15 protein-coding genes are annotated in these 13,427 nt (G+C 72.9%); 8 read left to right on the forward strand and 7 right to left on the reverse strand.

The features are described 5' to 3' along the window. The 3 genes from ACZ619_RS37865 to ACZ619_RS37875 form a co-directional block, all read left to right on the forward strand. The coding region (locus ACZ619_RS37865; RefSeq protein ID WP_469609090.1) for an SDR family oxidoreductase at positions 1–288 on the forward strand (288 nt) is incomplete at its 5' end. Further along, positions 285–1,733, forward strand: coding sequence for a rhamnulokinase (locus ACZ619_RS37870; RefSeq protein WP_469609092.1), 1,449 nt, complete (start codon positions 285–287; stop codon positions 1,731–1,733). The genes ACZ619_RS37865 and ACZ619_RS37870, both read left to right, overlap by 4 nt. A 213-nt stretch (positions 1,734–1,946) precedes the next feature. Further along, positions 1,947–3,101, forward strand: coding sequence for a betaine/proline/choline family ABC transporter ATP-binding protein (locus ACZ619_RS37875; RefSeq protein WP_469609095.1), 1,155 nt, complete (start codon positions 1,947–1,949; stop codon positions 3,099–3,101). A gap of 40 nt (positions 3,102–3,141) precedes the next feature. Here the strand turns inward: ACZ619_RS37875 and ACZ619_RS37880 are convergent, their stop codons facing one another. The 5 genes from ACZ619_RS37880 to ACZ619_RS37900 all read right to left on the reverse strand — a co-directional run bounded on the left by ACZ619_RS37880 (position 3,142) and on the right by ACZ619_RS37900 (position 6,710). Further along, the gene (locus tag ACZ619_RS37880) at positions 3,142–3,738 is read right to left on the reverse strand and encodes a hypothetical protein (protein WP_469609098.1); all 597 of its coding nucleotides are present in this window, start codon (positions 3,736–3,738) and stop codon (positions 3,142–3,144) included. A 42-nt stretch (positions 3,739–3,780) separates the two neighbouring features. After that, positions 3,781–4,740 (reverse strand): ABC transporter substrate-binding protein, encoded by a 960-nt coding sequence (locus ACZ619_RS37885; RefSeq protein WP_469609100.1) that lies wholly within the window; start codon positions 4,738–4,740, stop codon positions 3,781–3,783. Beyond that, the gene (locus tag ACZ619_RS37890; RefSeq protein ID WP_469609104.1) at positions 4,719–5,390 is read right to left on the reverse strand and encodes an ABC transporter permease; all 672 of its coding nucleotides are present in this window, start codon (positions 5,388–5,390) and stop codon (positions 4,719–4,721) included. The genes ACZ619_RS37885 and ACZ619_RS37890 overlap by 22 nt, the downstream gene beginning before the upstream one ends. Next, a complete protein-coding gene (locus ACZ619_RS37895) occupies positions 5,387–6,067 on the reverse strand; it encodes an ABC transporter permease (RefSeq protein WP_469609108.1) in 681 nt (226 codons plus the stop codon). The genes ACZ619_RS37890 and ACZ619_RS37895 overlap by 4 nt, the downstream gene beginning before the upstream one ends. Positions 6,068–6,137: 70 nt before the next feature. Continuing rightward, positions 6,138–6,710, reverse strand: coding sequence for a TetR/AcrR family transcriptional regulator (locus tag ACZ619_RS37900; protein ID WP_469609111.1), 573 nt, complete (start codon positions 6,708–6,710; stop codon positions 6,138–6,140). 163 nt (positions 6,711–6,873) lie between these two features. Here ACZ619_RS37900 and ACZ619_RS37905 point away from each other — a divergent pair, with 163 nt between their 5' ends. Continuing rightward, positions 6,874–7,731 carry an AAA family ATPase gene (locus ACZ619_RS37905; RefSeq protein WP_469609114.1) on the forward strand — a complete coding sequence of 286 codons (858 nt, stop codon included), beginning with the start codon at positions 6,874–6,876 and terminating at the stop codon, positions 7,729–7,731. Positions 7,732–7,793: 62 nt separating this feature from the next. Then, on the forward strand, positions 7,794–9,089 hold the full coding sequence (locus tag ACZ619_RS37910; protein WP_469609301.1) for a VWA domain-containing protein: 1,296 nt from the start codon (positions 7,794–7,796) through the stop codon (positions 9,087–9,089). A gap of 13 nt (positions 9,090–9,102) precedes the next feature. Here the strand turns inward: ACZ619_RS37910 and ACZ619_RS37915 are convergent, their stop codons facing one another. Continuing rightward, positions 9,103–9,468 (reverse strand): cupin domain-containing protein, encoded by a 366-nt coding sequence (locus ACZ619_RS37915; RefSeq protein WP_469609117.1) that lies wholly within the window; start codon positions 9,466–9,468, stop codon positions 9,103–9,105. Beyond that, positions 9,404–10,243, reverse strand: a complete 840-nt coding sequence (locus ACZ619_RS37920) for a transmembrane-type terpene cyclase (protein WP_469609120.1) — start codon at positions 10,241–10,243, stop codon at positions 9,404–9,406. Before ACZ619_RS37920 ends, ACZ619_RS37915 begins: the two co-directional genes overlap by 65 nt. Positions 10,244–10,402: 159 nt before the next feature. On the opposite strand from ACZ619_RS37920, the gene ACZ619_RS37925 reads away from it, so the two are divergent. From ACZ619_RS37925 to ACZ619_RS37935, 3 genes are read left to right on the forward strand one after another with little or no spacing between them, the layout of a single operon-like run. Beyond that, positions 10,403–11,554, forward strand: coding sequence for an NAD(P)/FAD-dependent oxidoreductase (locus ACZ619_RS37925; RefSeq protein ID WP_469609123.1), 1,152 nt, complete (start codon positions 10,403–10,405; stop codon positions 11,552–11,554). Continuing rightward, on the forward strand, positions 11,551–11,850 hold the full coding sequence (locus ACZ619_RS37930) for a (2Fe-2S)-binding protein (RefSeq protein ID WP_469609126.1): 300 nt from the start codon (positions 11,551–11,553) through the stop codon (positions 11,848–11,850). The genes ACZ619_RS37925 and ACZ619_RS37930 overlap by 4 nt, the downstream gene beginning before the upstream one ends. Continuing rightward, positions 11,843–13,288 carry an FAD-dependent oxidoreductase gene (locus ACZ619_RS37935; protein WP_469609129.1) on the forward strand — a complete coding sequence of 482 codons (1,446 nt, stop codon included), beginning with the start codon at positions 11,843–11,845 and terminating at the stop codon, positions 13,286–13,288. Before ACZ619_RS37930 ends, ACZ619_RS37935 begins: the two co-directional genes overlap by 8 nt. The last annotated feature ends 139 nt before the right edge of the window (positions 13,289–13,427 follow it).

Consider the following 13,427-nt stretch of genomic DNA (forward strand, 5'->3'; position numbering starts at 1 on the left):
GCCGAACTGGGCGAGCACGGCATCCGTGTCAACGGCGTCAACCCCGACGGCGTGGTCCGCGGGTCCGGCATCTTCGCCGCCGGCTGGGGCGCCCAACGCGCCGCCGTCTATGGGGTGGAGGAGTCGAAGCTCGGTGAGTTCTACGCGCAGCGGACCATCCTCAAGCGCGAGGTGCTGCCCGAGCATGTCGCCAACGCGGTGTTCGCGCTGACCGGCGGCGATCTCACCCACACCACCGGACTGCACATCCCCGTCGACGCGGGCGTGGCGGCCGCGTTCCTGCGATGAGCGGTGGCGTGAAGGCCTACGCGGCGGTCGACCTGGGCGCGTCCAGCGGACGCGTCATGGTCGGCCAGGTGGGTACGGACTCGCTGCGGCTGGACGAGGCGCACCGGTTCGTGAACCGGCCGGTGCGTGTCCCGGAAGGGCTGCGTTGGGACGTACTCGCCCTGTACGCGGGGGTGTTGGACGGACTGCGCGCGGCGGGGCAGGTCGACTCCGTCGGCATCGACACCTGGGCGGTGGACTACGGGCTGCTCGACGCCGACGGCGCGCTCCTCGGCAACCCCGTCCACTACCGCGACAACCGCACCGAGGGCATCGCCGACAAGGTGTGGGCGACCCTGCCCGCGAGCGAGCTCTACACCCGCACCGGACTCCAGTACGCCCCCTTCAACACCCTCTACCAGCTGGTCGCCGCGCGATCGAGTGCCCAACTGGGGCAGGCCGAGCGGCTGTTGCTCGTCCCGGACCTGCTGTCGTACTGGCTGACCGGCGAGCAGGGCACGGAGCTGACCAACGCCTCCACCACCCAGCTGATCGACCCCCGCACCCGCACCTGGTCGACCGAGGTCGCCGACCGGCTCGGGATCGACCTCGGACTCTTCGCACCCCTGCGACAGCCCGGAGACCCGGCCGGACTGCTCCGGCCCGAGGTACTGGAGGAGACCGGACTGACCGGCCCGGTGCCGGTGACCGCCGTCGGCTCGCACGACACCGCCTCCGCCGTGGCCGCCGTACCGGCGACCGAGAAGCACTTCGCCTACATCTGCACCGGCACCTGGTCGCTGGCCGGACTGGAGCTGGGCGCCCCGGTGCTCACCGAGGAGAGCCGGGCCGCCAACTTCACCAACGAACTCGGCCTCGACGGCACCGTGCGCTATCTGCGCAACATCATGGGGCTGTGGCTGCTCCAGGAGTGTGTCAGGGCCTGGGACGAACCGAATCTGGGCGGGCTGCTGCGGGAGGCGGCCACGGTGCCCGCGCTGCGCTCGGTGGTGGACGCGGGGGATGCCGGCTTCCTCGCGCCGGGGCGGATGCCGGAGCGGATCGCCGACGCCTGCCGGGCCTCCGGGCAGCCGGTGCCCGGGACCCGGCCCGAGATCACCCGCTGCATCCTCGACTCGCTCGCGCTCGCCCACCGTCGGGCCGTCGCGGACGCCCAGCGGCTCGCAGACCACCCGGTGGACACCGTGTACGTGGTGGGCGGCGGTACCCGTAACGCGCTGCTCTGCCAGCTCACCGCCGACGCCTGCGGGCTGCCGGTGGTGGCCGGGCCCACGGAGGCGGCGGCGCTCGGGAACGTGCTGGTCCAGGCCCGCGGGCACGGCCTCGTCGGTGACCTCGCCGACATGCGGGGGCTGCTCACCCGCACCCAGCCGCTGACCCGTTACACGCCGCGCGGCGACACCGCCCGCTGGCGGGAGGCGGAGGACCGGCTCGCCGCACGGTGAGCCGGTCCCTCCCCTCCCCCGCGCAAGGCCGTTGCCCCGCGCGGGACGACCGCGCCGGACGGCGGCCCGCACCGGGGCCGCCGTCGAACGCCTCGCCCCGGCCCGCCCGTTGGCCCGGCGCTCCGGTCCCTCCGCCGTCGGCGGTGTCGATGCCGTCATCCCTTCGGACAACGGGGCCGCGCGCCCTTGAACGCCCGCGGATAGCGTGGGGGAATGATCCGGTTCGAGCAGGTCACCAAGCGGTATCCGGACGGTACGACCGCCGTGGACGGCCTCGACTTCGAGGTGGCCGAGGGTGAGCTGGTCACGCTGGTCGGGCCGTCCGGGTGCGGCAAGACCACGACCATGATGATGGTCAACCGGCTCATCGAACCGACGTCCGGCCGGATCCTCGTGGACGACGAGGACATCGCGGCCGTGGACCCGGTGCGGCTGCGGCGCCGGATCGGCTATGTCATCCAGCAGGTGGGGCTGTTCCCGCACCGCACGGTCCTCGACAACACCGCGACCGTCCCGGCGCTGCTCGGCTGGAAGCGGGCCAGGGCCCGCGAGCGCGCCGCCGAACTGCTGTCCCTGGTCGGCCTGGACCCGAAGACGTACGGTCCGCGCTATCCGGACCAGCTCTCCGGCGGTCAGCGGCAGCGGGTCGGGGTGGCGCGGGCGCTGGCCGCCGACCCTCCGGTGCTGCTGATGGACGAGCCGTTCGGCGCGGTCGACCCGGTGGTGCGGGAGCAGTTGCAGGACGAGTTCCTGCGGATGCAGGCGGCCGTGCGCAAGACGGTGCTGCTGGTCACGCACGACATCGAGGAGGCGGTGCGGCTCGGTGACCGGATCGCGGTGTACGGGCAGGGCCGGATCGAGCAGTTCGACACGCCGGGGGCGGTGCTGGGTGCGCCGGCCACGCCGTATGTCGCGGAGTTCGTGGGTGCCGACCGGGGGCTGAAGCGGCTGTCGGTGACCGAGATCGAGCCGGACGATCTGGAGCAGCCGCCGGTGGCCCGGCTGGACGAGCCGGCCGCGGCCGTCGCCGAGCGGATGCGGGCGGAGGGTGCCCGCTGGGCCGTGGTGCTGGACGCCGGCGGTGATCTGCACGGCTGGGTGGGGCTGGACGAGCTGGCGGCGGGCGGTCCGGTCGGCGGTCTCGCGCACCGGATGACCTCGTGGGTGCCGGTGGGTGCCCCGCTGAAGCAGGCGTTCGGTGTGATGCTCCAGCACGACGCGGGCTGGGTCGCGGTGCTGGACGGCTCGCGTTTCCTCGGTGTGCTGACGCCGGCCCGGCTGCACGAGGCGCTGCGCCGCTCGGTGGACGCGGACGCGCGCGGGGTGTCCCGGGGGCAGGTGCCGTTCGACTCGGTGTCGGACGCCTGAGGCAGGCGGCGGTCCTCCGGCGCGGCGGCGGCCGGGTGCGTCAGCAGTACGTCATCGGGCAGCCGCGGCGCAGCGAGTGCTGGGCGGCTCTCAGGTAGAGCGCGACGTAGAAGGCGGTGTCCAGGTCCTCGCCCCAGGGTCCGGGCCGGGTGGCTGCCGTCCGCTGCGCCTGCCCCTCCAGGAACCAGGTCGTCAGATCGAGGTTGTCGCAGGCCTCCGGTATCGCGTCGGCGGGCAGCCGGACCGCCGTCGCGAGGCGCTGGGCGAGGACCAGGACCTCGGGGGCGCCGACGATCACCGTCTCGTCGTCGTAGGCGGAGTTCAGGGGCAGCCGGATCTCCTCGTCGAGGGAGAACGGCACCAGCACCGACCAGCCCAGCAGCAGTTCGGACTCCGGCGCCGACAGGTGCTCCTGGCACAGGGCGCCGAACCCGTCCATGGGCGGCGCCAGCTTCTCCTCGAAGGACTGCCCCGAGCCGCGGGCGAAGGCGGCCTCCTCGGGCACCGAGGTGTAGGGCGCGCGGCCCCGTCGTGCCAGCTCCTCGTCGAGGGCGGCGGCCACGGCGCCCTTGCCGCCCTCTTCCTCGTCGCCGTCGAACCACTCCTGGGCGGCGACGCTCACCAGATAGATCCCCATGCACCAGAACGTACCGCCCGCCACTGACAACGGGCCCGGACCTCACTTCACCAGGCCTTTGTCCTTCAGGTAGGTGCGGGCTACGTCCGCGGCGAGCCGCCGCCAGCTGTCGACCTGCTCGTTCATGGCGGCGAGGTCGGCGGTCGTCAGAACGTCGTTGAGCCGGCCGAGCGCCTGCGTGACACGCTCGCTCCCGGCGCGGGAGCGGTTGACGACGGGCACGACGTAGTCGGCGTTCTGGAGGTGCTTGTCGTCGGCGAGGAGGACGAGGCCGAACTGGTCGAGGGTCGCGTCCGTGGTGGTGGTCAGGACCATCTGGTCCTGGCCGTTCTGCACGGCCCGCTTGGCCTGGGTGGTGCCGACGCCCTTCGGGTCGACGCCGGTGATGTCGATGCCGTAGACCTTCTTCAGTCCCGGTTCGCAGTAGGGCCGTTGCACGCACTCGTCGCCCGCGGCGAGCCGTACCGGCAGTTTCGAGGCGCCGAGGTCGCTGAGGGTCTTCAGGTGGTGGCGGCGGGCGTAGTCGGCCGCCACCGCGAAGGCGTTCTGGTCGACTGCTCTGCCCGGGTCGAGGACGGTCAGGCCGCGGGGTGTGGCGAGGCGGCGCAGTGCCGTCATGGTGGTGTGCAGGTCGGGTGAGCCCACGGGCGGGGCGTCGGCGCCGTTGGTCTTGGCGTCGAGCCAGTCGGCGAAGGTGGCGGCGTACTCGGGGACGACGTCGATCTGCCCTGATTCCAGGGCCGGTTCGTAGAGTTCGCGGTTGGCGACGGTGATGAGGGAGGTGGGGCGGCCGGCCTGGTTCAGCAGCTGTGCGTACATCTGGGCGAGCAGGTCGCTCTCGGTGAATCCGGCGGAGCCGACGGTCAGCCGGCCGCTGTCGCCCGGGGGTGCGGTGACCTCGCCGCGGTTCTCCAGGGAGGGGCCGGTGGCGCAGGCGGTGAGGGCGAGCAGGAGGACGGCCGTGGCCGTCGTACGGGGTCTCACCGCGGGCCCCGTACCCATACCGGGGCGAGCCGTTCGGCGGCCTCGAAGACGCCCTCGACGACCAGGGCGAAGGCGGCGACCAGGATCGCGCCGGCGACCACCATGGGTGTGCTGGCCAGGTTGAATCCCGCGGTGATGATCCGGCCGAGTCCGCCGCCGCCCGCGAGCGCGGCGATGGTGGCGGTGGCGACGAGCTGGACGGCGGCGATCCGTACCCCGTTGAGGACCATCGGGAGCGCGAGGGGCAGTTCCACGCGGAACAGCAGCTGCCGTCCGGTCATCCCCATGCCCCGTGCGGCCCGCACGACGTTCCGGTCGACCTCGCGCATGCCGACGTAGGCGTTGGTGAGCAGGGGCGGTACGGCGAACAGCACCAGGGCGACGACCGTGGGGCCCTCGCCCCGGTCGCCGATCGGGGTGAGCAGGAGCAGCACCAGGACGGCGAAGGTGGGGACGGCCCGGCCGATGTTGGAGAGGTTGACGGCGAGCGCGCCGCCCCTGCCGAGGTGGCCGAGGACCAGGGCGACGGGGAGGGCGATCAGGCAGCTGATGACGAGGCAGACGACGGTGAGCAGGAGGTGCTGGAGCAGCCGGTGCCGGATGCCGTCGTCGCCCGACCAGTGCGCGGGGTCGGTGAGCCAGGCCCAGGCGTCGGTGAGCGTCGTCATCCGCGGGCCGCCCGGGTCCAGGGGGTGATCAGCCACTGCACGCCGAGCAGCAGCAGGTCGGCGGCGACGGCGATCACCACGCACAGCACGGACGCGGTGAGGACCTGTGCCTTGAAGTAGGTGTTCATGCCGGCGTAGATGAGATTGCCGAGTCCGCCGAAGCCGACGATCGCGCCGACGGTGACCAGGGAGACCGCGGAGACGGTGGCGATGCGCAGTCCGGCCATCGCGGCGGGCAGCGCGAGCGGCAGTTCTACGGTGAGCAGCATCCGGACGGGGCCGTAGCCCATGCCGCGGGCGGCCTGCCGGGTCTCCTCGGGGACGGCGCGCAGGCCCGCGAGGATGTTGCGGACCAGGAGGGTGAGCGAGTAGAGCACCAGGCCGGCGACGACGAGCGTGGCGGAGAGGCCGTAGACCGGCAGGAGCAGGGAGAACATCGCCAGGGACGGGATGGTGTAGAGGATCGTCGTGACGGCGAGGACGGGTCCGGAGGCCAGGCGCAGGCGGCGGGCCAGGACCGCGAGCGGGAGGGCGATCGCCAGGCCGACGAGCACCGAGACGGCGGTCAGCCGCAGGTGCTGGCCGACCGCGTCGAGGAGGATCTGACGGCGGCTGGTCAGATAGGCGCCGCAGATCCACTCGTTGCGCGCGAGGCAGTCGTTCGGGGGCGCGGTCACCCGTCCATTGCACCGGGCGGGCGGCCGGCCGGGCGCGTTGTGGTGACCCGTACGGGTCACAGCGGGCGGGTCAGCGCATGCCCGCGGCGTCCATCAGCGCGCCGGCCGTCCCCGTGACCAGTCCGTCGCCGTAGCGTTCGATGTGGGCGCCGGCGCGGGCGCTGGCCCCGTCGAAGACCAGCATCAGCTGCCGGGCGAGGACCGCCGGGTCGGCCGCGCCGCCCTGTTCCGCCTGCGTCCGGAAGAAGCCCTCCAGCCGGTCCTTGACCGTCCGGGCCACCAGGCTCGCCGGGTGTCCGGCGTCCTTCAGCTCGACCAGGACCGCGAGGTAGGGGCATCCCTGGTAGTCCGGGTCCGCGGAGGCCTGCTCGACCCGCTCGAAGACGAACAGGATCCGCTCCCGGGGCGTGGCCGTCCCCGCGTCCGGGGGTGTGAGCTGGGCCTCGTACCAGGGCCTGCGCCGTTCCAGGCTGGCGGCCAGCATCTCGTCCTTGCTGTCGAAGAGCTGGTACATGGACCGTTTGGAGACGCCCGCGGACCTGCACAGCGCCTCGACGCCGACGGAGACGCCGTCCCGGTAGAAGAGCTGGGCGGCCGCGTCGAGCAGCCGGTCGCGGGGGGACGCCTTGTCCGTGGTGGCCATGCGCCCGAGGTTACCGCGCCGGACGCGGTTCGGAAACCGATCGGTATGCAGGGTGGTCCGCGAGGTGAACAAGCGCTTAGATAGGAGCCGGGGACCGGCCCCGGGTACCGCCCGGACCGCGGCCCCGGACCCGATCCACGACCCTGAGCAGCCGGAGGCCCCGTTGTTCACTTCCGTCGACGACGTCTCCGCACGCCTCGCGGAGACCGGCTACCTGGCCTCCCCCGCCGTCGCCACCACCGTCTTCCTGGCCGACCGGCTGGGCAAGCCCCTGCTGGTCGAGGGCCCCGCCGGGGTCGGCAAGACCGAACTCGCCAAGGCCGTCGCCGAGGTCGCCGGAGCCCGCCTGGTACGGCTCCAGTGCTACGAGGGCGTCGACGAGTCCCGGGCACTGTACGAGTGGAACCACGCCAAGCAGCTCCTGCGCATCAGCGCCGGCCGCGACCGGAGCTGGGACGAGACCCGCACCGACATCTTCAGCGAGGAGTTCCTGCTCCCCCGCCCGCTGCTCACCGCGATCCGGGGCGACGACCCCAAGGTGCTGCTGATCGACGAGACCGACAAGGCCGACGTCGAGGTGGAGGGCCTGCTCCTGGAGGTGCTCAGCGACTTCCAGGTGACCGTCCCCGAACTGGGCACGGTCACCGCGACCCGCCGCCCCTTCGTCGTCCTGACCTCCAACGCCAGCCGCGAACTCTCCGAGGCGCTGCGCCGCCGCTGCCTGTTCCTGCACATCGGCTTCCCGGACGACGAACTGGAGCGCCGGATCGTACGGCTGAAGGTGCCCGGCCTCACCGAGGCCCTCACCGAGTCCGTGGTCCGGGTGGTCGGGGCCCTGCGCGCGATGGACCTGCGCAAGGTGCCGTCGGTGGCCGAGACCATCGACTGGGCGCGCACCCTGCTGGCACTCGGCGCCGACACCCTGGACGAACGGGTCGTACGGGACTCCCTCGGCGTCATCCTCAAACACCAGGACGACATCCAGAAGGCGGCCGCCAAGCTGGACCTGGACGCACTGTGAGCTCCGGCGCCGATGTCGCCGACCGCATCACCTCCCTGGTCGGGGCGCTGCGCGCGCACGGGATGCGGGTCGGCACCGCGGAGAGCGTCGACGCGGCCCGCGCGGTCGAGGCACTGGGCCTCGCCGACCGGGAGCTGCTGCGCGAGGGACTGGCCGCGACCCTGCTCCACGGCCCCGCCCAACGGGCCGTGTTCGACCAGGTCTTCGACCTCTACTTCCCGCGCGGGACGGGCGGTCCGGACACCCGGCCCACCGGCCGCGAGGAACTGCGCGAGCGGATCGCGGCCGCGCTGGCCGCCGAGGACGAGCCGCTGCTCAGGCAGTTGGCGGCCCAGGCCGTCGACGGCTTCGGCGGCTACGGGAGTTCACCGGGATCGGACGGCTGGTCGTCGTACCAGACCCTGGACCGGCTGCGGCCGCAGACCCTGCTCGCCCGGGTCCGGGCCGACGTCCGCGGGCGGGGCGGCAACGGCGCCGGCTTCACCGACCGGCTCCTCGACGACGAGATCCGCCGCCGGATCGAGGCGTTCCGGGGCATGGTCGCGGCGGAGGCCCGGCGCCGGGTGGCCGAACGGCGCGGACGGGACGAGATCGCCCGGCGGGCGGTGGCGCCGAGCACCGACCGGGTGGACTTCCTGGCCGCCGGACGCGACCAGCTCACCGAACTGCGCAGGACCGTCCGGCCGCTGGCCCGCAAACTGGCGACCCGGCTGGCCGCCCGCCGCCGCCGGGCCGCGCGGGGCACCATCGACCTGCGCCGCACCCTGCGCGGCTCGCTCTCCACGGGCGGGGTGCCGATGCGGCCGGTGCTGCGGCGGCGCCGGCCGGTCCGGCCCGAACTGGTGCTGCTGTGCGACGTCTCCGGCTCGGTGTCGGGGTTCTCGGACTTCACGATGCTGCTGGTGCAGGCGCTGCACGACCAGTTCAGCAAGGTCCGGGTGTTCGCCTTCGTCAACCGCATCGACGAGGTCACCGGCCTGCTGGAGCGCGGCCGCGCCGACCCGGAGGGGCTCGGCGCCCGGATCCGCGCCGAGGCCACCCTCACCGGCTGGCACGGCAGCAGCGACTACGGCATGGCGCTGGGCGAGTTCGCGGAACGCCACGGCGCCGCGGTCGGCCCCCGCACCACCGTGTTCGTCCTCGGTGACGCCCGCACCAACAACCTCGACCCGAACCTCGCCGCCGTCCGCGGCATCGCCCGGCAGGCCCGCCGCGTCTACTGGCTCAACCCCGAGCGGCACTCCCTGTGGGGCACCGGCGACTCGGCCGCGCCCGCCTACGCGGAGCTGGTGGAGATGCACGAGTGCCGCACAGCCCGCCAGCTCGGCGGGCTGATCGCACGGCTGCTGCCGGTGTAGGCCGGGGCGTGCCTCAGGTGTCCTTGGCCTTCGCGTAGTCCGTCGCCATGGCACCGGCGAAGTCGTACAGGATCACCTGCTCGTCGCCCACGACCCAGGCGTCGTGCCCGGGCGGGCAGACGAAGACATCGCCCGGTCCGATCTCCCCCTCGCCTCCGTCGTCCATGACCAGGTGCATCCTGCCCTGCACCACGAAACCGTTGTGGTGGACCATGCAGCTCTCGGTGCCCGCGATCGGCCCCACCGACTCCGACCAGCGCCAGCCCGGCTCGAAGGTGCCGACGGCGAAGTCGAGTCCGGTCATGTGCACGGCCTCAAGGTGACCGCGGGGGAAGTCGCGGCGCTCGTCCGGCTTGTCGACCGTCTTTATCTCCAGCATGACGGTGTCCTCCCTTCGACCACTCACTCCATCGTCTGCCTGTCAAGTCGGGAGCGCCATTCGGGGCGGGGGTGCGGGCGGGGACGGGGGCGGGCCGGGGCGGGGCCGGGACCGCCGCCCGCTCGGCGCGGCGTACGGCGAGCACCGCGTACACGTAGCCGAGGTCGAGCAGGAAGCAGCCGGTGTACAGGCAGTACATGAGGGCGCTGTCGTAGCGGGCGTGGATGTGCGAGGCGGCGGCCGGACGCGGAGAGACGTGCAGGGAGCTGACCACGAAGAGGGCGGCGCAGGCGGTGCCGATCAGCTTGTTGACGGCAATGCCCGGTGACTGGCCCCGGGTCGAGCGGCGGGCGGCGAGCATCGACAGGAACAGGCAGGACATCAGCAGGTTGCCGCCGAACGACGTGTAGATGCCCTCGCCTTCGTCGAACCGCAACGAGACGCGGTCCATGCCGAGGAAGGCGAGGACCAGCAGCGCGGCGAGCGAGGGCAGGAACAACTTCCTCGGCAGGTACGGGAATTCGTCGCGGCCGTAGCGGACGACGGTGCAGGCGATGGCGAGGTCGAAGCCGAACCAGGCCAGGTTGATCCAGCGCAGGGCGCCGTCCGCCGGCCGCACGACGGCGTAGGTGAACTCCCAGCTCATGTTGGTGGCGCACGAGACGACCGGCATGCCGAAGGTGCGGTCCCGCAGCCCCGCGCGGATCAGCTGCACATAGGCGGCCGTCCAGAAGACACCCGTGCCGAGCATGAACACCAGCGGCAGCACGCTCACGGGGTCCCCTCCGCCTTGTGTCCCGCCGAGCGGCGGGCCGCATGTCCGTGGACTGTCAAGTGCGGTGCCTACTGTGGCATGACGGGGGGCCGGGACGCAGGGGGTGGGAGCTCGTGTCGCGCCATTCCGCCGCCTGGTGGCATGTGACATATTACTGCCGTGAGCAACCAATTGACCTGCGACGTGGTGATCGTCGGCGCGGGCATGGTGGGCGCGGCCTGCGCCCTCTACACGTCTCGCGCGGGTCTGGACGTCATCGTGGTGGACCGCGGCCCGGTGGCCGGCGGCACCACCGGCGCCGGCGAGGGCAACCTGCTCGTCTCCGACAAGGAACCCGGACCGGAACTCCGACTCGCCCTCCTGTCCGGGCGGTTGTGGACCGACCTGGCCGGCGAACTCGGCGACCGGATCGAGTACGAACCCAAGGGCGGCATCGTCGTCGCCACCGAACCCGCCGCACTCACCGCCCTGGAGGAGTTCGCGGCCGCGCAACGGGCCTCAGGCGTCAGGGCCGAGACCCTCACCCCGGACCGACTCCGCGAACTGGAGCCCCACTTGACGCCCGGCCTGGCAGGCGGCGTGCTCTATCCACAGGACGCACAGGTCATGCCGACACTGGCCGCCGCACACCTCCTGCGCACCTCCGGCGCCCGCCTGCTGACCGGCCGCACGGTGACGAAGGTACTGCGCGGCACCGGCGGTTCCGTACAGGGCGTCCGCACCGACGACGGCGAGATCCACGCGCCGGCCGTGGTCAACGCGGCCGGGACCTGGGGCGGCGAACTGGCCGCCCTCGCCGGCGTCACCCTCCCCGTCCTCCCCCGGCGCGGCTTCGTCCTGGTCACCGAACCACTGCCACCCCGGGTACGGCACAAGGTGTACGCCGCCGACTACGTGGCCGACGTCGCCAGCGACTCGGCCGCCCTCCATACCTCGCCGGTCGTCGAGGGAACAGCGGCCGGCCCCGTCCTGATCGGCGCCAGCCGCGAACGCGTCGGCTTCGACCGGACGTTCTCACTGCCCGCCGTACGAGCCCTGGCGGCCGGCGCCACCCGGCTGTTCCCGTTCCTGTCGGACGTCCGGGCGATCCGCGGCTACCTGGGCTTCCGCCCCTACATGCCGGACCACCTGCCCGCCATCGGTCCCGACCCCCGCGCGCCCGGCCTGCTGCACGCCTGCGGACACGAAGGCGCGGGCATCGGACTCGCCACCGGCACCGGACAGCTGATCGCCCAGGTGCTCGGCGGCAAGACCCCGGAGCTGGACCTCACGCCGTTCCGCCCCGAGCGCTTCGCCGAGGAGCCCGCATGAACCCCCTTGAGCTGGCACAGGCCCACCCCGGCCCCCCGTTCACCGTCACCCTCGACGGCCACGCGATCGAAGCGCTGCCCGGCCAGACGGTCGCCGCCGCACTGTGGACGGCAGGCGTCACGGCCTGGCGCACCACACGGGGCGACAGCCGCCCCCGCGGCGTGTTCTGCGGGATCGGCGTCTGCTTCGACTGCCTGATCACCGTCAACGACCGCCCCAACCAACGCGCCTGCCTGGTACCCCTGCGCCCCAGCGACACGATCCGCACCCAGGAGGGCACGGGCCACGATGACTGAACGACCACGGCTGGCCGTCATCGGCGCGGGCCCGGCCGGCCTCGCCGCCACCCTCGCCGCCACCCGGCACGGCCTGCACGTCACCCTCGTCGACGCGGCACCCGAAGCGGGCGGCCAGTTCTACCGGCAGCCCGCCACCGCACTCGGCGCACGCCGCCCCCAGGCACTCCACCACCACTGGCGCGGCTGGCAGTTGCTGCGCGACGGCCTCGACCGGCAGATCGCCGCCGGACAGGTCACCCACCTCCGCGACCATCACGTGTGGCTCGTGGACCGACAACCGGAGAGCTTCACCGTGCACGCCCTCCTCGGCCCCGAACAGGAGCAGCCGGCCGAGGTGCACGCCGACGCCGTCCTGCTCGCCACCGGCGGCTACGAGAAGGTACTCCCCTTCCCCGGCTGGACCCTCCCCGGCGTCGTCACGGCGGGCGGCGCACAGGCCATGCTCAAGGGCGGCCTCGTCCTGCCGGGCCGCACCGCCGTCGTGGCCGGCACCGGCCCCCTGCTCCTGCCCGTCGCGACCGGACTCGCCGCCGCGGGCGCCCGGGTGGTGGCCCTGGTCGAGTCCGCCGACCCACGCAACGTCGTACGACGCTCCCCGGCCCTCGCCACCCAGCCCGCCAAGCTCGCCGAAGCCGCCCGGTACACCGCCCTGCTCCTACGCCACCGGGTACGGACCCTGGTCCACCACACCGTCGTCGAGGCACACGGTGAACAACGGCTGGAAGCGGTCACCGTCGCCGCCCTCGACACCGACGGCCGGGTACGGCCCGACACCCGACAACGCATCGCCTGCGACACCCTCGCCGTCGGACACGGCATGCTCCCCCACACCGATCTCGCCCAGAGCCTGGGCTGCCGTGTGAACGACACCGCCGTCCACGTCGACCACGAACAGCGCACCGACGTACCGGGCGTATGGGCGGCGGGCGAGGCCACCGGCATCGGCGGCGCGGCCCTCGCACTCGCCGAAGGACACATCGCCGGCCGCTCCGCCGCCGCACGATTGTCCGGCACCGAACCCGACCCCCGCGACTGGACCGGCGCCACCAGAACCCGCACAGCACTCCGGAGATTCTTCGCCGCCCTGGACAGCGCCTGCACACCCCCCGCCCACTGGACCGAACAGGTCACCGACGACACGGTCGTCTGCCGCTGCGAGGAAGTGACCGCCGGCACGGTCCGCCACGCCGTGACCGAACTGGGCGCCGGAGACACACGCACCGTCAAACTCCTCACCCGGGCCGGCATGGGCTGGTGCCAGGGCCGGATGTGCGAACCCGCCGTCACCGGACTCACCGGCTGCCCCGAAACCCCCACCCGCAGACCCTTCGCCCGACCGGTACTGCTCGGAGTCCTCGCGCGGAGCGGGGACGGGGACGGGGACGCAGATGGGGACGGGGAGGGGGAGGGGGCTGGGGGTGGGGACGGGCAGTGATATGTCACGCGGCACACATGACGCACCGCATATCACGCGTCGCACATCACGCGGCACACATGACACCCAGCGCATCACGCACCACACGTCACGCACCACGCATGACGCATCGCACGTGACACAGCACGCATCACACAGA

The organism is Streptomyces sp. NPDC104367 (assembly GCF_055583825.1).

Bases quoted from the DNA above. Each gene is read 5' to 3' on its own strand.
- ACZ619_RS37870 (WP_469609092.1), top strand. From the start codon at position 285: ATGAGCGGTGGCGTGAAGGCCTACGCGGCGGTCGACCTGGGCGCGTCC.
- ACZ619_RS37875 (WP_469609095.1), top strand. From the start codon at position 1,947: ATGATCCGGTTCGAGCAGGTCACCAAGCGGTATCCGGACGGTACGACC.
- ACZ619_RS37880 (WP_469609098.1), bottom strand. From the start codon at position 3,738: ATGGGGATCTATCTGGTGAGCGTCGCCGCCCAGGAGTGGTTCGACGGC.
- ACZ619_RS37885 (WP_469609100.1), bottom strand. From the start codon at position 4,740: ATGGGTACGGGGCCCGCGGTGAGACCCCGTACGACGGCCACGGCCGTC.
- ACZ619_RS37890 (WP_469609104.1), bottom strand. From the start codon at position 5,390: ATGACGACGCTCACCGACGCCTGGGCCTGGCTCACCGACCCCGCGCAC.
- ACZ619_RS37900 (WP_469609111.1), bottom strand. From the start codon at position 6,710: ATGGCCACCACGGACAAGGCGTCCCCCCGCGACCGGCTGCTCGACGCG.
- ACZ619_RS37910 (WP_469609301.1), top strand. From the start codon at position 7,794: ATGCGGGTCGGCACCGCGGAGAGCGTCGACGCGGCCCGCGCGGTCGAG.
- ACZ619_RS37915 (WP_469609117.1), bottom strand. From the start codon at position 9,468: ATGCTGGAGATAAAGACGGTCGACAAGCCGGACGAGCGCCGCGACTTC.
- ACZ619_RS37930 (WP_469609126.1), top strand. From the start codon at position 11,551: ATGAACCCCCTTGAGCTGGCACAGGCCCACCCCGGCCCCCCGTTCACC.
- ACZ619_RS37935 (WP_469609129.1), top strand. From the start codon at position 11,843: ATGACTGAACGACCACGGCTGGCCGTCATCGGCGCGGGCCCGGCCGGC.